17 protein-coding genes are annotated in these 18,235 nt (G+C 72.7%); 4 read left to right on the top strand and 13 right to left on the bottom strand.

What is annotated here, in order from left to right:
- Nucleotides 1–71 precede the first annotated feature (71 nt).
- Entirely contained in the window at nt 72–851 is a 780-nt protein-coding gene (locus QRY02_RS11510) for a prepilin peptidase (RefSeq protein WP_285991509.1), read from the bottom strand.
- 273 nt (nt 852–1,124) lie between these two features.
- Here QRY02_RS11510 and QRY02_RS11505 point away from each other — a divergent pair, with 273 nt between their 5' ends.
- Both QRY02_RS11505 and QRY02_RS11500 read left to right on the top strand, forming a co-directional pair.
- On the top strand, nt 1,125–1,985 hold the full coding sequence (locus QRY02_RS11505; RefSeq protein ID WP_285991508.1) for a universal stress protein: 861 nt from the start codon (nt 1,125–1,127) through the stop codon (nt 1,983–1,985).
- 62 nt (nt 1,986–2,047) lie between these two features.
- A complete protein-coding gene (locus QRY02_RS11500; protein ID WP_285991507.1) occupies nt 2,048–2,470 on the top strand; it encodes a hypothetical protein in 423 nt (140 codons plus the stop codon).
- On the opposite strand, the gene QRY02_RS11495 is transcribed toward QRY02_RS11500, so the two are convergent.
- Nucleotides 2,463–3,053 carry a TetR/AcrR family transcriptional regulator gene (locus tag QRY02_RS11495; protein WP_285991506.1) on the bottom strand — a complete coding sequence of 197 codons (591 nt, stop codon included), beginning with the start codon at nt 3,051–3,053 and terminating at the stop codon, nt 2,463–2,465. The genes QRY02_RS11500 and QRY02_RS11495 overlap by 8 nt on opposite strands.
- A 37-nt stretch (nt 3,054–3,090) precedes the next feature.
- Between QRY02_RS11495 and QRY02_RS11490 the strand changes: the two genes are divergently transcribed.
- Nucleotides 3,091–3,438: a cupin domain-containing protein gene (locus tag QRY02_RS11490; protein ID WP_285991505.1), complete on the top strand. Its 348-nt coding sequence runs from the start codon at nt 3,091–3,093 to the stop codon at nt 3,436–3,438.
- A gap of 22 nt (nt 3,439–3,460) precedes the next feature.
- Here the strand turns inward: QRY02_RS11490 and QRY02_RS11485 are convergent, their stop codons facing one another.
- Nucleotides 3,461–3,904 carry a DUF6294 family protein gene (locus QRY02_RS11485; protein WP_285991504.1) on the bottom strand — a complete coding sequence of 148 codons (444 nt, stop codon included), beginning with the start codon at nt 3,902–3,904 and terminating at the stop codon, nt 3,461–3,463.
- A 191-nt stretch (nt 3,905–4,095) separates the two neighbouring features.
- Here QRY02_RS11485 and QRY02_RS11480 point away from each other — a divergent pair, with 191 nt between their 5' ends.
- Nucleotides 4,096–6,216 carry an AfsR/SARP family transcriptional regulator gene (locus QRY02_RS11480; RefSeq protein WP_285991503.1) on the top strand — a complete coding sequence of 707 codons (2,121 nt, stop codon included), beginning with the start codon at nt 4,096–4,098 and terminating at the stop codon, nt 6,214–6,216.
- On the opposite strand, the gene QRY02_RS11475 is transcribed toward QRY02_RS11480, so the two are convergent.
- From QRY02_RS11475 to QRY02_RS11430, 10 genes are all read right to left on the bottom strand, one after another.
- A complete protein-coding gene (locus QRY02_RS11475; RefSeq protein ID WP_285991502.1) occupies nt 6,203–6,565 on the bottom strand; it encodes an STAS domain-containing protein in 363 nt (120 codons plus the stop codon). The genes QRY02_RS11480 and QRY02_RS11475 overlap by 14 nt on opposite strands.
- Nucleotides 6,566–6,883: 318 nt before the next feature.
- A complete protein-coding gene (locus QRY02_RS11470) occupies nt 6,884–9,772 on the bottom strand; it encodes a beta-galactosidase (protein WP_285991501.1) in 2,889 nt (962 codons plus the stop codon).
- Nucleotides 9,773–9,816: 44 nt separating this feature from the next.
- Nucleotides 9,817–10,803, bottom strand: coding sequence for an arabinan endo-1,5-alpha-L-arabinosidase (locus QRY02_RS11465; RefSeq protein WP_285991500.1), 987 nt, complete (start codon nt 10,801–10,803; stop codon nt 9,817–9,819).
- Nucleotides 10,804–10,939: 136 nt separating this feature from the next.
- Nucleotides 10,940–11,965, bottom strand: coding sequence for a pectinesterase family protein (locus QRY02_RS11460; RefSeq protein ID WP_285991499.1), 1,026 nt, complete (start codon nt 11,963–11,965; stop codon nt 10,940–10,942).
- Nucleotides 11,966–12,032: 67 nt separating this feature from the next.
- Entirely contained in the window at nt 12,033–12,803 is a 771-nt protein-coding gene (locus QRY02_RS11455; RefSeq protein ID WP_353069536.1) for a pectate lyase, read from the bottom strand.
- 210 nt (nt 12,804–13,013) lie between these two features.
- On the bottom strand, nt 13,014–14,300 hold the full coding sequence (locus QRY02_RS11450) for a pectate lyase family protein (RefSeq protein WP_285991497.1): 1,287 nt from the start codon (nt 14,298–14,300) through the stop codon (nt 13,014–13,016).
- Between the two features lie 10 nt (nt 14,301–14,310).
- Nucleotides 14,311–15,252, bottom strand: coding sequence for a DUF6807 domain-containing protein (locus tag QRY02_RS11445; protein WP_285991496.1), 942 nt, complete (start codon nt 15,250–15,252; stop codon nt 14,311–14,313).
- The gene (locus QRY02_RS11440; protein ID WP_285991495.1) at nt 15,249–16,481 is read right to left on the bottom strand and encodes a Gfo/Idh/MocA family protein; all 1,233 of its coding nucleotides are present in this window, start codon (nt 16,479–16,481) and stop codon (nt 15,249–15,251) included. The genes QRY02_RS11445 and QRY02_RS11440 overlap by 4 nt, the downstream gene beginning before the upstream one ends.
- Nucleotides 16,481–17,614 carry a Gfo/Idh/MocA family protein gene (locus QRY02_RS11435; RefSeq protein ID WP_285991494.1) on the bottom strand — a complete coding sequence of 378 codons (1,134 nt, stop codon included), beginning with the start codon at nt 17,612–17,614 and terminating at the stop codon, nt 16,481–16,483. Before QRY02_RS11435 ends, QRY02_RS11440 begins: the two co-directional genes overlap by 1 nt.
- The gene (locus QRY02_RS11430; RefSeq protein ID WP_285991493.1) at nt 17,611–18,231 is read right to left on the bottom strand and encodes a DUF624 domain-containing protein; all 621 of its coding nucleotides are present in this window, start codon (nt 18,229–18,231) and stop codon (nt 17,611–17,613) included. Before QRY02_RS11430 ends, QRY02_RS11435 begins: the two co-directional genes overlap by 4 nt.
- Nucleotides 18,232–18,235 lie beyond the last annotated feature (4 nt).

The following is an 18,235-nucleotide window of genomic DNA, read 5'->3' as shown; positions in this document are numbered from 1 at the left end:
GGGGAACTGTCACGAAGAGTCAGCCTCGAAGTCGGGCGGGTGACTGAGCTGGTCGGAGAACCGGTGACCGCTCAGGCGAGGCCGGTCAGCCGCTGGTAGGCCTGGCCGAGCGGGCCGGCCGCGAAGACGGCCACCAGCGCGGCGGCGATCATGAACGGCCCGAACGGCAATGCCGTCTTGCGGCCGCCCTTGCCGGTCGCCAGCACGACGACGCCGGCGACCGCGCCGAGCAGGAACCCGCCGAACGCCCCGATGAGCAGGGCCGGCCAGGACAGGTAGGCGAGGATCCCGCCGAGGAGGCCCGCGAGCCGGACGTCGCCGAAGCCCATGCCCGCCGGGTACGCCAGCGCGAGGAGGAGGTAGAAGCCGAACAGCGCGGCGCCGCCGATCCCGGCACGGGCGAGCGACCACCAGTCGTCGCGCCACCAGGCCGACGCCGTCAGCAGGACGATGAGAACCGGGTACGACGGCAGCACGATGGCGTTCGGCAGGCGGCGGCAGTCGACGTCGATCAGGGCCAGGGCGATGCCGATAGCGCCGACGGAGAGGAACGCGGGCAGGTCCGGCGGGTCGAGCCGCAGGGCCAGCAGCGCGAACAGCACGGCGGTGCCGAGCTCGACCAGCGGGTACCGGACGCTGATCCGGGCACCACAGCCCGCGCACCGGCCGCGCAGGACGAGCCAGCCGAAGACGGGGACGTTGTGCCGGGCTTTGACGCTCCGCCCGCAGGCCGGGCAGCGCGACGGCGGGCGGACCACCGACTCACCGCGCGGCACCCGGTGGATCACGACGTTGAGGAACGACCCGACGAGCAGGCCGAGCACCGCCGCGGCCACGACCAGCACCGCCATCGGGCTCCTTCGGTCGGGGACGAACGCCGCAGATCTTGCCCGACACCGCCCGCGCCCGCGACCGGACAACACGCGTACCCAGGAGGACGACACGCGTACCGCAACGGACGACACACCGATCGGCCGCGGGCCCGCTCGTGTCGTCCGGCTGGGTACGCGTGTCGTCCGTCCAGGTAAGCGAGTCGTCCGGCTGGGTACGCGAGTCGTCCGGCTGGGTACGCGAGTTCGCCGGGTGGGTCCCGGGGGCGGGTGTGCGGGCCTACAGTCTGGGAGGTGACCGCCGCCGGATTGCCGATCGTCGCCGGGGTGGACGGGTCGGCCGAGTCGCTCGATGCCGTCCGCTGGGCCGCGCGGACCGCCCGGCTGCGGGCGGCGCCGCTGGAGGTCGTGCACGCCCTCGACGTTCCGGCCCTGCTCGCCGGCGGGGTCGTGCCGCCGCCCGAAGAGATGGTCGACGCGCTGCGCGCCCGGGGGCGGCGCGCGCTGCGGACCGCACAGGAGCTCGCCGGCGCGCAGGGGGTTCCCGGCGCGGTCACCCGGCTCGATCCCGACCGCGCCGCCCAAGCCCTGATCGAGGCGTCGCGGTCGGCCGCGCTGCTCGTCGTCGGCTCGACCGGGCACGGCAGGCTCACCAGCCTGCTCGCGGGATCGGTCGCCACGGCCGTCGGCACCCACGCCCGCTGCGACACCGTCGTCGTCCGCGGGGACAGCTGGGACGAACCCGGCGCGGCCGAGCGGCCGGTCGTCACCGGCGTCGACGGCAGCGAAGCCGGTGCCCGCGTCCTGGCGACCGCCCTCGCCGAAGCCCGGGCCCGCCGCGCGCCGCTGGTCGTGCTGCACGCGTGGGCGGACAGCCCGCCGCCGCACCGGGACCCGCGGTGCGTCACCGAGGCGGGACGCCGGCTGCTCGGCGAGCGGGTGCTGGCCCACGACACCGGCGACGTCGCGGTCGAGCAGATCGTCGTGCACGCGCACCCGCGGAAGGAACTGGTCGAGCGCAGCGCCACCGCCCAGCTGGTCGTTCTCGGCGACCGCGGCCGCGGCGGGTTCCCCGGCCTGCTGCTCGGCTCCACCGGTCAGGCCCTCCTGCACCACGCGGCCTGCCCCGTCCTGCTGGTGCGCACCACCGCGTAACGGGGAAGCGGAACGGAAGCGGCACCGGGCAGGATGACGGAAAGCGAGAGGGAGGAACAAAGATGAAGACTGCGAAAAAGGCCGGGCTGGTGGCGCTGGGGGCGCTGCTGGCCGGCGCGACGGTTCCGGCCACCCCGGCCGGAGCGGCGTCGATGATCCAGCGGACGAGCATCTGCCACTCGGGCGACTTCAGCGGCAGGTTCACCCTCCAGTACGAAGCCGTCGGCTTCGATTACCGCATCACCGGTGGCTACACAGTGTCGGGGCCGTACATCGGCGACGTCGCGGGCACCGTCTCCCTGCGGATTTCCTACCGCACCGGATCGACGACGCACACGGTGTACTCCCAGACGTCGGCGACGACCGGGCACACCACCTTCACCGTGCCGACGACCACCACCGTGCCGGTCACGTCCACGGGCACCGCGGCGGCGACGTTCGACAACGGCTCGGCGTCCTGCACCGCGACGGTGCCGATCAGCTAGCCCCCCGGTCGAGGGCGGCGCGCAGGATCGCGCGGGCCGAACCGGCCAGGACCTCGGCCGCCCGGGGGCGGTCGAGGCCGCCGATGTCGGTCAGCCAGACCAGGGACTCGATGCCCGTCGCCGAGCGGATCGCCACCGCCAGGGCGTGGACGTCCAGCGTTTCCGCGAGCGGGGCCAGTGCCTCCTCGATCCAGCGGATCGCCCGGCCGCGCCGCAGCACCGGCTGCGGCGCGCCGGCCTCCAGGGACAGCCTCAGCTGGGCGCGCAGCTGGGGCTCCCAGCGCAGCGTGAACTCGATGAACGCCCGCATCACCAGGTCGAGGCGGGCGGTCGGGTCGGCGGGCGCGTCCGGGGGCAGCAGGCCCGCGTCGTCCTGGATCTCCGGGTACGCCGCCAAGAGCAGCGCGCGCTGGTTCGGGAAGTACCGGTAGGCCGTGGTGCGGGAGATCCCGGCCACCTCGGCAGCGTCCTCGACCGCCGGTGAGACGCCCTTCGCCAGCAGTTCGTGGGCCGCCGCGACCAGCGCCGCACGCGTCCGCCCCTTCTGCCGACTCCGGCCCGTGGACTCATACGGGACAGCCATGCCATCATGGTACCCACGTCCCACGAAGGAGGCGGCCATGACCGGTGACCCGGCCGAAACGAATCCCGAGCTGTACCGGGTGGTCTTCGAGAACGAGCGGGTACGGGTCCTGGAGTACCAGGACGTCCCGGGCGAACGGACCGCGCCGCACCGGCACCCCGACTCGGTGATGGTCACGCTGAGCGGGTTCAGCCGCCGGATCTCCGCCGGCGGCCGCGAGGTGGGCGTGGAGCTGCCGGCCGGCGCGGTGCGCTGGCTCGCGGCCCAGGAGCACTCGGGCGAAAACGTCGGTGCCACGCCGACGCACGCGATATTCGTCGAGCTGAAGGAGCTCCGCCCCGGCGGAGCCGTCGCGGGCACCGCCCTGGGTCCCGGCGCACCGTGACCCAGGGCGGTTCGCTCCCCGCTCAGCAGCTCGAGTGCTGGTTCGTCTTGAAGATGTTGACAGCGCTGAAGAGCGACGCGTCGAAAGTGAAGTGCTTCGTCCAGAAGTAGCGCGGCGGCGGGTTTCCGTCGTCCATCCGCGGGCTGTCGAACGTGCCCGCGGAGAACAGCTTCGTCCCGGCCGTGGTCTTGAAGTCGAAGCTGGAGTGCCAGACATCGCCCGTGTGCGTCTGGAACGTCAGCGTCGTCGCGCTCCAGTCACCCGTGCCGTCCGACCGGATCACCATGGTGCCGTTGTCCTGCTCGCAGTCGCCGACGTGCAATTGGCCCCACGTGGCGCTTTTCACCTCGAGGACCGCCGCGCTGTGCGCCGGCGCCGCGGTCGCCGCCGGGGCACCCGCCAGCACCGCCGCCCCCGTCGCCGCGAGGGCGAAAACCGGTGCCAGACCCCGAATCATGCGTTTCATGGACTTCCTCCCGAAGAACCGGTGGCCGCGGACCCTCCTGGTCCGCGCCAGGCGAGCCTCGCAGCGCCCGTCGACACTCCGTCGACAGTTCGTCGACGGAGGTTTACTTCGGCGTCGGACGTATCCCGGGTGGCGTGGCCCGCTCCTGTACGCCGAAGCACGCGGGATAACCGCGTCGCGGAGGGGCGGGCATGGGCGGGGTGGACCTCGGGGTGCTGGGACCGTTCGAAGTGCGGCTGGACAGCGAGCCGCGGGACGTCGGGGGGCCGCGCCTGCGGACCCTGCTGGCGGTGCTGGCGGCGGAGGCGGGCCGGGTGGTCAGCGTCGCCTCGCTGGGCCGTGCGCTGTGGGGTGCGGAGGCGCCCGCGCACGCCGACCGGACCGTGCGGACGTACCTCTCACGACTGCGCGGCACGGTGGGCTCGGGGGTGATCGTGACCCGGCCGCCGGGGTACGTGCTGCACCTGGCGGCCGACGCCCTCGACGCCGCGCGGTTCGAACGGCTCGCCGCCGAGGGACGGCGGGTGCTGGCCGCCGGGGAACCCGCCGCCGCCCGGGAACGACTGGCCACCGCGCTGGACCTCTGGCGCGGCCACGCCGCCTACGAGGAGTTCGGGGAGGTGGAAACCCTGGCGGCCGAGGGGATGCGGCTCGACCGGCTGCGCCACGACGCCGTCCAGGACCGGATCGACGCCGACCTCGCGGCCGGCGAGGACGCCGGGCTGATCGCCGAGCTGGAGGCGCTGACCGCCGCGTTCCCCGGCCACGAACGGCTGTGGGCGCAGCTGATGACGGCGCTTTACCGGGCCGGGCGGCAGAGCGACGCGCTGGAGGCGTTCCGCCGGGCCCGGCACGGCCTGATCACCACGTCCGGGGTGGAGCCGTCGCCGGTGCTGGCGCAGGTGCACCGCCAGGTGCTCGACCACCACCCGGCACTGCTCGCCACCCGGGCGACCGCGGCGGTGACCACCCCCGACGACGCCCTCACCGTCGGCGAACACGCGCTGCTCGAGGACGGCGACCTCCGGACCAGCCGGGAACACTTCGAAACCGCCTACGTCCGGGCCGAGCGGGCCGGGGACGCCACCACGCTCGCCCGCGCGGCCCTCGGCCTGGGCGGGTTGTGGGTGCACGAGCACCGGACGGCCGTCGCGGCGGCGTCGCTGCTGACGCGGCTTCGGCACGCGCTGGAGCAGGTGGATCCCGGGTCCACGCTGGGCCACCGGCTCCGGGTCCGGCTCGCGGCCGAGCTGGACTACGAAGCGGGCACGCACGACCGCGTCCTCGCGGCGGCCGAGCGGACGCGCGCGGCGGGCGACCCGGTCGCGCACGCCGAGGCGCTGAGCCTGGCCCACCACTGCCTGCTCGGCCCGGACCACACGCGGCTGCGGCACGCCCTCGCGACGGAGCTGGTCGGGGTGAGCGCCCGCTCGGGGCGGCGCACCGATCTGGTGATGGGCGTGCTGTGGGACACCGTCGACCTGTTCCTGGCCGGCGACCGGCACGCCGAGCGGCGGCTCGTCGAGCTCGACGAGCTGCTGGCCGAGCGCAAGCACCTGGCGGCGGGCTTCGTGGCCGACGCGCTCAAGGTCATGCTGGCCATCCGCGCCGGCCGGTTCCGCGAGGCCGAAGCCGGGGCGCAGGCCTGCGCCGAGGCCGGCCACGCGGCGGGCGACTCCGACGCACTCGGCTGGTACGGCGCGCAACTGGTGGCGATCCGGTGGTTCCAGGGCCGGCTCGGCGAGCTGGTGCCGGTGCTGGACGGCCTGATGCACTCGCCGACGCTCAGCCCGATCGACAACTCGTACTACGCGGCGCTCGCCGTGGCGGCGGCCTCGGCCGGGGACCGCCGCACGGCCGCGGGCGCGCTGGCGCGGCTGTGCGGCGAAGACCTGGGTGCGTTGCCGCGGTCGAGCAGCTGGCTGACTTCGCTGTGCGGCGCCGCGGAAACGGCCTACCTGCTGGACGATCGGGTGACGGCGGCGCGAGTCCACGAGCTGCTGGCGCCGTTCGCGCAGTTGCCGGCGATGCCGAGCCTGGGCATCGCGTGCTTCGGCTCGGTCCACCACCCGCTCGGGACCACGGCCCTGACGGCCGGCGACCCCGACCGAGCGGTCACGCACCTTCGGGCCGCGGTACGGCACAACCTCGCGCTGGCCCACTGGCCCGCGGTCGTGTTTTCCCGCCGCCGGCACGCCGAGGCGTTGCTTCGCCGCGGAGGTCCGGGCGACGCGGCGGCCGCGGACCGGGAGCTGGCGGCGGCGGACGAAGAGGCGCGGACGTTCGCCGGGCCGTCCGTCACCGGGCGATGAGCTGCTGTTCCGGCCGGCCCTCCAGCCGGAACAGCGGGGCGACCGCGGCGAGGTCCAAGGCCCGGCGCACGACACCGGACGGCTTCACCGCCAGGTCGATCCCGGCCTCGGCACAGCGAGCCCGCAGGCGGCCCAGCGACGCCACGCCCGTCACGCCGCAGAAACCCACGCCCAGCAGATCGACCACCAGCCGCCGCGGTGCCGCCGCGATCGCGCGGTCGAGTTCCTCGTCGAGACGCGGCCGCGTCACCATGTCGATTTCGCCCGTGACGGTGACCCGCAGCGTTCCCGGACGGGGCTCCGCGGTCGTCGCGGTCAGCAGCAGCGCGGACAGGTCAGGGGCGCTCATCGAGGTGCTCCTTCCATGGAGATCAACGGTCAGTGATCGTTTCCTACCCTGCGGCCGCCGGCTCCAAACACCTTCGGTCGGCTGGTCCTGCGCGGCCCGGTCGACGCCCGCTGTCACCTGGGCAAGCCGCGCTACGACGGGCCGCGCCGGCCGAGCCCGCACCGCCCGGACCGACGCTTCCGCCGCGCCGAACTCGGCGCTGCCCGACCCCGCCCGAGTCAGCGCGTGGCCGGAGACCCTGGCCGCCGCCAAGGCCCCGCCGCGCCGAACTCGGCCGTCAACGCGAGCCGCGCCTTCCTCGGCCCGACCGGCGCCCGCTCAGCGTCGCCACCCCGGTGAGAACACCGGCCGGACCGGGACGCCGCCGCGGGCTGTGCCCAGGTCCGTCAAGGTGACCTTCTCCAGGCCGTTGCCCGGGCCGCCGTCGCTGGTCACCGCCAGGGCCAGGGTGTTGCGGCCGTGGGGGTCGAGGATTCCGGTCGGGAGCACGAACGTGTGCTGCGGCCCGACGTCGCCGATGTACTGGCCGACGTTCCAGCCGTTGAGGAACACCAGCACCCGGTAGCGGCCGCCCGAGCGGGGCTTCGCCGGATCGCCGATCGTCAGGCCCACCGACGTGTCCTGGTCGTGCGGGACCCGCAGCGAGAACGTCGTGCGGTACCACGTCGTCCCCGGGTCGGCCGCCGGTGCGGGTACCGCCGCCGGTGTCCAGGCGCGGTCCGGGAAGCCGGGCAGGTGCCAGCCCGCGCGTTCGCCCGCGAGGCCACCGTTGTTCAGCGGGCCGCGCACCGGGTCCGCCGTGCCGCCCTGGAGCTTCCACGCCACGCCGGTCAGGGACGACGAAATGAGCCCCCGGCCCTCCTTGTGGGCGTCGTTGACGCCGCCGTCCTCGTTGTGGCCGTTGTTCCGGACCATCACCGAAAGCACGTGCGGGCCGTCGCCGCGCAGGCCTTCGGGCACGGTGAAGGCCGCGGTGCCGGTCGTCGGCGGGGCGGGCAGCGCGGACGGCACCACGTGCTGGCCGAGGTACTGCCCGTCCAGCCACGCCTGGAGCATCCCGGCGCCCCCGCCGCCGTAGCGGAGGCTGACCTGCTCCCCCGGCGTCCCGGTGAACCGGCCGCGGTACCAGACGTCGCCGACGCCGAAGCCGTAGTCGTCCGCGGTCAGCACCGGCTGCCCGGCCGGCGGCGGGGTGGTGCTGTTCGTCGCGGTCCGGTCCGCGGACGGCCACGCCGAGTCGTCGTACCCCGGTTCCGCCTCCGGGGACCCGGGCGCCGAACGCCAGCCGGTGAGCTCGGGCAGGCGCGGGTCGGCGGGTCCGGGCAGTGGCCGCAGCGCCAGCAAGCTGCCCGACGCCGTCGGCCGCGCCGGCACCGGGACGCCGTTCCACCACAGCAGCGGGCTACGGGCGCCCCACACTTCAAGATCCCTCGGCGCCTTCGTGTCGCCGGTCAGCACGAACCCGGCCTGGGCGGTCCGCACCAGGTCCGGCCCGCGCACGAGCAGGCCACCGACCGGCCAGAACGTGTCCGCGGTCGCGTCGTCGGCGAGCAGCAGCGTGACGGCCGGGCGGCCACCGCCGCTGATCCGGACCCGCGCGAGCCCGTCGTGGCGGTAGTTCAGCCGCAGGTCGTGGCCCGACCAGGTGGTCGTGACGTTCCCGGCGAGGACGTCCACACGCGGCTGCGTCGCGTACCGCAGCACCGTCTCGCCGTCCTCCCCCGGCCGGCCGTGCAGCAGCACGGTCCCGGCGGCCTGGGCCATCAGCTCCGACGTCGAGTACACGAGGTGCTGGCCCGCGACGTCGAAGTTCGCCACCAGGTACTTGGCGTCCTGCCCGTTCAGCCGGACGGGCACGGTGTAGTCACCGTCCGGCGTGGACAGCGGGAAGGTGAACGCGTCGTCCGTCGTGGCGTTCGACGGCGAGTGCACCGGCAGGTAGAAGTGCACGCCCGTGTCCGGGTTGACGTTGTGGTAGACCTTCACCGCGGCCGACGACGGCGTCACCGGCGCCGCACGGTCCATTTTGGCCAGATCCGGGACGGTGGCCAGGAACGAACCGATCTCCTTCATCGTCAAGGCCTTCGGCCGCAGCTGACGTCCTTCGTCGATCGCCGCGCCGTAGTCGTAGGAGCTGTAGACCACCGGCGCCGGGAGCCCGCCCCACGACGTGCCGCCGAAGGTCATGTAGAAGTTCTGGAGGGTCAGGCCGTTCGCCAGGTTCGTGCCGTAGAAGACGCGCTCGTAGCCCGGCCCCTGCCGCACCGCGGTGCACGGGTAGGTGCCGTTGCTGCCCCAGTAGTCGAACCAGCCGCCGCCGAACTCGGCGACGAAGCCGGGCGTGTTCGGCGACGCGCTCGCGCCCCCCTTCGCCCCGCCCGGCCCGTAGGTCCCCCAATCCGGGGCGGTGTTCGGGTTTCCCGGCGTCGCGTCGGTCCGGCAGGTGCCGCCGGGGTAGCCGTCGAAGGCGTAGAGGTCGACCTTGCCTTCGACGGTGCCGGGCACGCCGGAGCCGGGCGGCACCCAGATGCCGTTGCGGCCCTTGTCGTTGTGGAAGACCGGGACCGTGATCCCGTCGGCCCGCACCTTGTCGTACAGGTGCGCGATGTAGGTGCGCTGCGCCGTCCCGGTGGCGGCCAGCTCGTTCTCGATCTGGTACAGGATCACCGAACCCCGGCCGTCGGTGTACTGGTGCCGGCCGATGATCCGGTCGATCTGCGACAGCCACTCGTCGGCCGCGGCGAGGTAGTCCGGCGCGTCGCTGCGGGCCCGGCCGGCCTGGGTGCTCAGCCACGCCGGGAAACCGCCGCCGGTGACTTCGGCGTTGATGTACGGGCCGGGTCGCGCGATGACGTACAGCCCGGCTTCGGCGGCGAGGTCGAGCACGCGGTCCATGTCGCGGACGCCGGTGAAGTCGTACACCCCGGGCGCGGGCGAGTGGTAGTTCCAGTCGAAGTAGATCGAGACCGCCGTGTAGCCGGTGGCCTTCATCTTCTGCAGGACGTCGCGCCACAGGTCCGGGCTGGGCAGCCGGAACGGGTGGAACTCGCCGGACCAGACGACCTGGCGGCGGCCGTCCAGCATGAGCGAGTACTTGTCGAACGTGACCTGGTGCTTCGGCGCCGCAACCGGAGCGGCCGACACTGGGGCCGCACAAAGCCCGATCGCGACGAGCAGGGTGACGAACAAGGACAGCAACCGGCGCATGGAACAACTTTCCCGTCGAAGGACGTATAGGTCGTTATACATGATCAGTACACGTAGGGCCAGCCGGCGCTGTCGTAGCCGATGAGGTTGATGCCGAGCTTGCCCGTCAGCGGCGTCGCGTCCGAGTAGTAGTAGTGGTAGACGAGCACGTCGGCGTCCGAGTCGTGCAGCACGGCCACGTGACCGGGGCCGTGGACCGCGCCGTGGCTCGCCAGGATCTGGGTGCCGCCGCCCGCGGTCATCCGGACGCCGGCCCGGTCGGTGTACGGGCCGGTGATCGACGTCGACCGGCCGACCATCACGCGGTAGGTGCTCTTCGTGCCCTGGCAGCAGAGGTCCCACGAGACGAACAGGTAGTAGTAGCCGCCGTGCTGGATGATGAACGGCGCTTCCTCGGCCGACGTGCTGCCGGTGCGCTGGGCGACGGCGCGCAGTGCCGTGTCGGTGGTGCTGCGCTTGCCGGTGGCCGGGTCGAGCCGGATCATCTTGATCCCGGTCCACCAGGAGCCGAAGCTCAGCCACCAGCGGCCGGAGGAGTCGACGAACAGGTTCGGGTCGATGGCGTTGTAGTCGTTGCTCGTGCTCGTCTGCACGACGATCCCCTGGTTGGTCCAGCTGCCGGGCAGGCCGGTGGTGCTGGTGGCCAGGAAGATCGCCGAGTTGCGGGAGCCGAGCGACGAAGCCGCGTAGTAGAGGTAGTACTTGCCGTTGTGGAACGAGATGTCCGGCGCCCACAGGTACTCCGGCTTGGCGGGGTCGGTGAAGGGCGCGGTCCACGGGGCGCCGTTCGGCCAGACCGAGCCGATCTTCGTGAAGTGGATCCGGTCGGTCGAGCGGCGGATCTGCAGGTACTGGTCGGTCGAGTAGAGCAGGTAGCTGCCGTCCGCGGCGCGGATCATCGCCGGGTCGTGCACCGCCTCGATGTCCCCGGTCACGTAACCGGGGTCCGGGTAGGTCGCGGCCTGCGCGGCGGGGGCGCTCAGCAGGGCGGCGGCGACGGCGACGAGGGCCGAGAGGCGGCGCAAGCTCATGGGTGTCCTCGGGTTCGACTCTGATCCGGGGCGCTGTTAACGCTAACAACGTCTGACGGAGAGAATGGTCGGCGGTCACGGGCCGGTGCGTCAAGGGCCGGACGGAGGGTCTCCCCGTCCGGCCTCGACGACGTCGTCAGTGCACGGGGTTCCACCCGTCGCTGCCAGCGAGGTACTTCTGCGCGGTGTAGTTCCCGGCCTGCGCGGCGGGCAGCTGCGGCCGGTCGGTTCCGGTCCCCGCGCCCGGGCCGGTGTTGCGGTACTCGGAGAACCGCGCGTCCTTCCACGAGAAACCCGACATGTCGGTCCACGGCGCCGGCTTGATCGCCGCGGGCAGGGACGTCTCGCGGATCAGGACCTGGGCGATGGCGTCGACGTCGCCGCTCGGGTGCCACGGACGGCCGAGGTAGAAGCTCGCGTTGGCGGCCGAGCTGAGCACCTTGCTGCCCACGATCAGGAAGCCGTACGGGTTCGACCGCCGGGTGCTGGCCGCGGTCAGGAAGCCGTTGTTGCTGCTGGAACCGCGGTCGAGGGCGGTGATCGTCGCCCGGTCGAACACCGCGGTCGCACGGCCGAAGATGAAGTCGACGTCGCCGCTGATCGCGCAGTTGCGGTAGTACTGGCGGCCGACGGTGCCGACGGCCGCGGTGTCGGCGTACAGGGTGTCCTGGTGCCCGAGGAAGGTGACGTTGTCGAAGACCATCCGGTCACCGGTCGTCTTGACCGCGACCGCCTGGGTGTCCTTGATCTCCGGGTGGGCGTTGCGGTCGAAGGAGTTGCGGAAGGTCAGCGCCGTGGCGGTGAAGCCGTTCGCGGCGATCGTCGCGGTCGCGCTGCCGGAGGTGCCGTACGTCGAGCCGTCGGGCTTCTTCGTCCCGCTGGCGTTGTTGTAGTCGACGACGACGTCGGCGGCCTTCCCGGTGGTCCCGCGCATCGTGATCCCGGTCTTGCCCGAGGGCACGGTGATCACTTCGCGGTAGGTCCCGGGCTTGATCGAGATCGTGCCGCCCGCCGAAACCGCGTTGATGCCGGCCTGCACGGTGGTGTAGTTGCCGGAGCCGTCCTTGGCCACGACGACGTTCGTGGCCGCGGCGGCTGACGTCGCAGTAGCCGCCAGGGACGCCCCGGCGAGCACCGACGCGACGAGCAGGGTCTTGAGCATGACGCCTCCACGGAGTGGAACGCGCCGGGGGTACCGGACGGCGGCCGGCACCCCCGGCGCGGGTCGGTTACTTGTAGGTGATGTTCGCCGCGGTGTAGAGGCAGTTCGTCGAGTCCGGGCCGCTGCCGATCTTCGTCGGCTCGCCGCTGGTCACGCCCTTGTACTTCGTGCAGGGCTCGATCTTGCGGCTGGAGTCGCCGACGATGGTGATCCTCGTCAGCTTGGCGGTGTCGCCGTAGTTGGTGTTGATGCCGACCAGCGCCTTGCCGGGCACGGTGGCGGTGACGTTGTCCACGACGACGTTGCGCTTGTACTGCGTCTTGCAGTTGCCGCAGGAGCGGTACAGCTTGCCGAAGTCGTTGACCTGGAAGTTGCGGATGTACATCGTGCCGGGGCCGTTGTGCTGGAACACCTTGTCCGACGCCTTGCGCGCGCCGCCGCCGTCGATGGTCATCGTCTGGGAGGCGGAGGTGCCCTTGAAGGTCGCGGCGTCTTCGCCGACGTCCTCCCACCAGACGTTGAGCAGCGTGCAGGTGCCGAGGCAGTGCACGCCGTCGGCGGCGGGGTTGCCCAGCACGACGTTCTTCAGCGTGGTGCCGTTGGCGAGCTCGAAGATCGGGCCCTGGTCCTCGCTCTGGCCGCCGGTGCCGAGGTCGCCGGTGCCGTAGAACCGCTTGAGCCCGCCGTCGTAGGTGCCGCTGGTGACCTTGATCGTCGCGCCCACCGGCACGCTGGTGCTCGGGTTCGGCCACGAGGCGGCCGACGCGGTCGCGCCGGTGCCGACCGCCGCCGAAACGGCGAGCGCGGCGACCGCCACCACCCGGACGATCCGGGACATTGCTGGGGGAACCATTCGTCACTCCCTGGTCTTGTGCTTCAATCGGCGCTGATGGAAAACGTCCGACCGGGTTGTGAAAGCGCTTTCTCGCCCCCGAGTTTCGGGTTCGGGGCGGAGTGTGTCAATGTCGTTCGCCGCAGCGCCACGCATGTCGCCCGGATGGTCGCCAGCGGCCTCGATTTTCAGAAAACGCCGAAACTGTCGAAGGGTTCAACGCCCGGGACCGGCACCGGCGAGCACCAGCGCGGGGACCGCCCACGCGGGGTCGAGGCGCTCGACGAGGCTCGGCGTCCAGCCGACGTCCGGCCCGAGATCCGGGTCGTTGGCCGCGTTGTATTCGGCCAGCAAGTCGACCGGCCGCGGCCACTGGTTGCCTTGGGCCACCAGCGTCCCGGTCGCGTGCAGGACGGTGCCCTTCCAGTAGTGCACCAGCTGGCCCAGGGGCAGCCCGGCGGGGACCCGGAAGAAGTTGTTCTCCGCGTAGATCCGGGACTCGACACCCACGCCGAGTGAATACGTGTAGGCCGCCGGGTCCTCGACCAGGTAGAGGTTGTCGTAGACGTGCACCTGGCCGTACCGCACCCGCGGCGCCCGCTGGCCGATTTCGGAGAACAGGTTGTGGTGCAGGGTGACCCGCAGCTTGCCGACGTCGTAGGTGGGCTTGTCGGTGTTGCCGATCAGCATGGTCTTGTCGTGGTCGTGCAGCCGGTTGTAGGACGCCGTGACCAGGTCCGAGCCGTTCACGATGTCGAACAGCCCGTCGTGGACCTCGTACTTGCGGCCGAAGTACGTGGGCTGCCGGTCGTTGCCGCCGTCGCTGAACTCGTTGTGGTCCACCCAGACGTGCGTCGCGCCGACCAGGTCGAGGTTGTCGTACTCGGAGTTCCAGTTGCCGTCGGCGGTGTCGAGGGGATCCCACTGCGGGAAGCAGTCGTGGGCGTCGGAGAAGTGCAGGTTCCGCAGGATGACGTTGTTCCCGGTGACGCGCAGGGTGAGCCCGTGCAGCGTGGCGTGCGCGCCGAGCCCGACGATCGTGGTGTTCGGGCCGACGTCGAGCACGACCTGCTTCGCCTGGTTGGCCTGCGAGCGCTCCCGGGCTTCCTCCAGCGGTCCCGACGGCGGCACTCTGCCCCAGGTCGCCGGGTCGTACGCCGCCAGGTACGCCGGGAGGCTGTAGGCCGGATCGGCGAAACTTTCACAGCTCGCCGGCCGGTCGGCGGCGTCCACGTTGCCCTCGATGGTGCCGCGGACGTAGACGATCTTCGGCGCACCCGGGTTCGCCGCGAGCGCGGCGGCCAGCTCGGAGCGCTTGGTCACCGTGCGGACGTCGCCGGGGGCGGCGGCCGAGCCGCCGGTGGTCCCGGTGGTCGCCGCGGCCCAGCCGTCGTGCGCGCCGAGCACAACGCGGCCGGGGTCGCGGCCGTGAGCTTGGGCGGGTGCTGCGGTGAGCGTCAATCCGAGCAGGGCTAGGCACCCCGCGAAAGCCTTCCAGCGCATGTCGGCTCCTCTAGTCGGTGTCCGGTCTCCTGAGCACCCGGGCCGCGAGCCGGGCGAGCCCGGCCGCGTCGGGGGCGCCGTCGATGACGACGACGTGGTGGGTCAGGGTCAGCTCTTCGCCCGGTTCGAGCAGCCACGGCCGGTGGTAGGTCGCGGCGAAGCTGACCACGGGGAACGGCTCGGCGCGGACGTACCAGGCCGTCGGGTGGGCGGCGTTCTCCGGGCTGTCGGCGAACAGCAGCGTCGAGGTCCGCAGGCTTTCGTCGTGCTGCCCGGTGAAGGCGAGCCACGGCGCCCGGTGCCCCATCGCCTCGGCCGCGGGCTTCCCGTCCGACGTCCGGACCGTGCCGCCGACGAACGAGCGCGGCCCGCGCCAGAACAGGCCGCCGTAGCCGGCGGTGTCCCGGCCTTCGGTGACCGGGCTCCCCCACCGCAGCTCGTGGCCGCTGGTGTTGCGCAGCCGGCTGGACCAGGTGAGCGTCCAGCGCCCGCCGCGCAGCGAGACGTCGCCGAAGTGCAGCGTCCGGTGTTCGGTGAGCCAGCGCCGGCCGGCCGCGGTGCGCCAGGCCAGCTCGTGGCGCAGTTCGCAGTGCCCGCCGGCGTCGTCGATGCTTTCCCAGCGGACGTGGCCGATGGTGCCGTTGTTGTCGAGCGGGGTGTAGCCGCGGCCTCGCACGTAGGTGCGGCCGCCCCAGAAGTTCTCGCCCGAGAGGTGGGCCATGGTGAACTGCAGGCCGTTGTGCCAGGTGTGGTCGTGCGGCCGGACCGCGGTCACGATCTCCCCCGCGGTGGTGCGCAACGGGTGCAGGTACGGCTTCGGCGAGTCCCCGGCCGGTGTCGGCGGCTCGACGACGTACTCGGCCAGCACGACGTCGCCGAGGCGCACGCACACCCGGCCGTCGGGCTCTTCGGTCACCTCCGGCGTGCTGTCCCCCACGGTGGCCCGGCTCACGCCGGTTCCCCGATCTCCCCCAGCAGCTCTTCGACGGCCACCGATCGGCCGGTGACCAGCGATCGGTTCGCGGCCAGCCCGGTGAGCAGGGCCTGCAGGCCGGCGTCGTGGTCGGCCGCGCAGCCGAGCGCGTCCGGTTCGGCGTCGCCGAGCAGTTCGGCGAGCATCCGCTCGTCGCCACCGCCGTGCCCGTCGCCGAGCAGTCCGTCGAACACGGCTTCCGGCGGTTCCCAGTGCCGTTGCACGGTCAGCCGGGCCCGCGCCCGCTTCGGCACCGGCTCGGCGCCGGACGCGTACTCGTTCTCGCGGACGTCCAGCTCCACCCGGCCTTCGCTGCCGGAGAACGCGACGCGGTAGCCCTCCCGCGGCGAATACGCGTGCAGGTGGTAGTTCAGCACCGCCCCGCCGTGGTGGCGCACGAGCACCGACAGGTCGTCTTCGATGGTGACGCCGGGCGCGAACACGTCCTGGTTCCGGACGTACCCGTCTTCCCGCTCGGCGTCGAGGTAGAGCGCGCGCAGCTTGGGTGAGGCTTCGAGGTCCAGCGCGAACCGGTCGCCGGCACTGCGGTGGCGGCGGCCGTTTTCGTCGCCGTAGAAGAACAGCCGGCCCAGCGCGAACACCGTCTCGGGGCCGCTGCCGAGCCACCAGTTGACCAGGTCGAAGTGGTGGCCGGACTTGTGGACGAGCAGGCCGCCGGAGTTCGCCTTGTCCCGGTGCCAGCGGCGGAAGTAGTCGGCGCCGTGCGCGGTGTCGAGCAGCCAGCTGAACTCGACCGAGCCGACCTCCCCGATCGCGCCGCCGGCCAGCAGCTCCCGCACCCGGCGGTGCACCGGGTTGTACCGGTAGTTGAAGGCGACGCGCACCGAGCGGCCCGTCTCGCGCCGGGCCGCCAGGATCCGCCGCGCGCCCTCGACGTCGGTCGTCATGGGCTTCTCCGTGACGACGTCGCAGCCGGCCTCCAGCGCGGCGACGACGTAGTCCGCGTGCGTGTGGTCGGGGGTGCACACCACGACGACGTCGATGCGTTCCTTCGCCAGCATGGCGGTGAAGTCGTCCGGCCGGTAGCCGGGGATCTCCATGCCGAGCCAGTCGTTGTGGACCCGCATGCGAGTCTCGTTGTGGTCGCAGAAGGCCGCGAGCTCGGCCCGCGGCGACGCGGCCAGTGCCCGGGCGAACAGCTGGGCCCGGGAGCCCAGGCCGACGATCGCGTGGCGACGCACCGCCATCACCTCTCTCGTTCCGGTGAAGCCGCGCCGGTCCAGGGCAGGGCGAGTTCGGAGAAGAGCGCGAGCCGCTCGGCCGCGGTGTCGACGTCGCGATCGACGCCCGGCACGACGAAGTGCCGTTCGGGCCCGGTGTCTACGGCGCGCACCCATTCGGCAGGCAGCGGCAGCGGTTCCGGGGCGTCGCGGACCGCTTCCACCAGCGCGGTGAACGCGCGGGTCGCGGCCAGCGGAGCCAGCAGCGGCTCGCCGTCACGCAGGTGCGCGACGAGGTTGGCCAGCAAGTCCCGGGGCGGCCCGACCGGTGTTTCCGAGTCACGCACGACCACGAGGTCGGTCTTGTAGTGCCAGCGGATCCGGCCTTCGGTGCCGTGGACCAGCACGTAGGGGTCGTGGTCGGCCTCGGCGTCGAGCGTGGCCGCGACGACGACGTCCGGCGCCCCGGCGAAGCTCAGCCGCGCGCAGGCGGTGTCGTCCGACTCGATGTCCCTGGCCCGGTACAGCTCGACTGCGGTCCGCTCCGGCAGGACCTCCGCGGTGCCGTTGACCAGCAAGGCGGTCGCGACCGCGTGGGCGAACGGGTTGGTCAGCGCCCCGTCCACGACCGGTTGCCCGCCGACCCGGCGGCGGCCGGCCCACTCGGCGCGCGCGAAGTACCGGTCCCGCCGGATCCACGCCCCGGCGGCCGCGATCCCGGTGACCGTGCCGATCTCCCCCGCTTCGATCGCCGCCCGCACGACGGGGACCGCCGCTGAGCCGAAGCTCTGGAACCCGGTCTGGCAGGCACGGCCGCGGGTCAGCGCGGTGAGTTCGCCGAAGGCTGCGAGGTCCAGCACGGGTGGTTTCTCGACGAGCAGGTGGCAGCCGACTGCGAGCGCGAGTTTCGCCAGCGGCAGGTGGGTGTGCGGCGGGGTCGCCACGACGGCGATGTCCGGGGTCGTGCGGGCGAGCAGTTCAGCCGCGTCCCGGGTGATCACCGCTCCTTCGGGCAGCAGGGCGCGGGCTTCTTCGGAGGGTTCGCGGATGTCGCAGGCACCGGCCAGCACCAGGTCGCCGCGATCGTGCAGGGCACGGGCGCGGCGCAGGTGCTGAGCCGCGTAGCCGGCCGTGCCGAAGACGACCACCTCCGGCGTCATCGGCGGCCGCCGGTCGCGACCGCGGCCAGGGCGAGGGGCCCGGCCACCACGAGAGCGAGGATGGGCAGCATCCAGACGAGCAGGGCGGACACGGCCAGCGCCGCGGCAACGAGCAACGCGTTTCGCGGCGAGGCAGCGGTTTCGCGCGCCGCCGTGACGATCGCCCGGCGCCAGGCCGGGCCGCCGGTGGCGGTCTCCGCGGCCGCCATCCGTTCGCGGCCGGCCGGGCCGCCGGTGGCCACCACCTCGCAGGTCCGCACCGCCACCACCACGCCCGCCACCGCCAGCACCCACAACGCCGGCTTCAGCACGCCCGCTCCCGGCATCGACGCCACCACCTCGAGGTCCACCGCGAACACCACCACCGCCGCCAGGCAGCCCAGCCCGAAGAGCACCCCGCCCCGCGCGGCCTCGCGGAAGTCCGCCCAGAAGGTTGTCCACAATGGACTACCGAGGTCGCGCCGGGTCCGGTCGAGGACCCGGCAGCCCGCCACGAGTGCCGGGGCCGCCGTCACCACCGGTACCGACGCCAGCGCGACGAGCAGCCCCGCCAGCAGGCAGTCCGAAAAGTCACCGAGCCCGGTTCGCCACTCTGCTGATCGCTTCAGCGTCCGCATCCGT

The sequence above is a fragment of the Amycolatopsis sp. DG1A-15b genome (assembly GCF_030285645.1).
GTDB lineage: Bacteria > Actinomycetota > Actinomycetes > Mycobacteriales > Pseudonocardiaceae > Amycolatopsis.
The sequence above is the reverse complement of the archived record's forward strand: the minus strand, read 5'-3'. Positions and strand labels throughout refer to the sequence as shown.

Coding starts and splice junctions, on each gene's coding strand:
- QRY02_RS11430 (WP_285991493.1), bottom strand. CDS start 18,231: ATGCGGACGCTGAAGCGATCAGCAGAGTGGCGAACCGGGCTCGGTGAC.
- QRY02_RS11470 (WP_285991501.1), bottom strand. CDS start 9,772: ATGCGCCGGTTGCTGTCCTTGTTCGTCACCCTGCTCGTCGCGATCGGG.
- QRY02_RS11510 (WP_285991509.1), bottom strand. CDS start 851: ATGGCGGTGCTGGTCGTGGCCGCGGCGGTGCTCGGCCTGCTCGTCGGG.
- QRY02_RS11485 (WP_285991504.1), bottom strand. CDS start 3,904: ATGAAACGCATGATTCGGGGTCTGGCACCGGTTTTCGCCCTCGCGGCG.
- QRY02_RS11460 (WP_285991499.1), bottom strand. CDS start 11,965: ATGCTCAAGACCCTGCTCGTCGCGTCGGTGCTCGCCGGGGCGTCCCTG.
- QRY02_RS11475 (WP_285991502.1), bottom strand. CDS start 6,565: ATGAGCGCCCCTGACCTGTCCGCGCTGCTGCTGACCGCGACGACCGCG.
- QRY02_RS11495 (WP_285991506.1), bottom strand. CDS start 3,053: ATGGCTGTCCCGTATGAGTCCACGGGCCGGAGTCGGCAGAAGGGGCGG.
- QRY02_RS11450 (WP_285991497.1), bottom strand. CDS start 14,300: ATGCGCTGGAAGGCTTTCGCGGGGTGCCTAGCCCTGCTCGGATTGACG.
- QRY02_RS11435 (WP_285991494.1), bottom strand. CDS start 17,614: ATGACGCCGGAGGTGGTCGTCTTCGGCACGGCCGGCTACGCGGCTCAG.
- QRY02_RS11440 (WP_285991495.1), bottom strand. CDS start 16,481: ATGGCGGTGCGTCGCCACGCGATCGTCGGCCTGGGCTCCCGGGCCCAG.
- QRY02_RS11500 (WP_285991507.1), top strand. CDS start 2,048: ATGAAGACTGCGAAAAAGGCCGGGCTGGTGGCGCTGGGGGCGCTGCTG.
- QRY02_RS11480 (WP_285991503.1), top strand. CDS start 4,096: ATGGGCGGGGTGGACCTCGGGGTGCTGGGACCGTTCGAAGTGCGGCTG.
- QRY02_RS11455 (WP_353069536.1), bottom strand. CDS start 12,803: ATGTCCCGGATCGTCCGGGTGGTGGCGGTCGCCGCGCTCGCCGTTTCG.
- QRY02_RS11465 (WP_285991500.1), bottom strand. CDS start 10,803: ATGAGCTTGCGCCGCCTCTCGGCCCTCGTCGCCGTCGCCGCCGCCCTG.
- QRY02_RS11490 (WP_285991505.1), top strand. CDS start 3,091: ATGACCGGTGACCCGGCCGAAACGAATCCCGAGCTGTACCGGGTGGTC.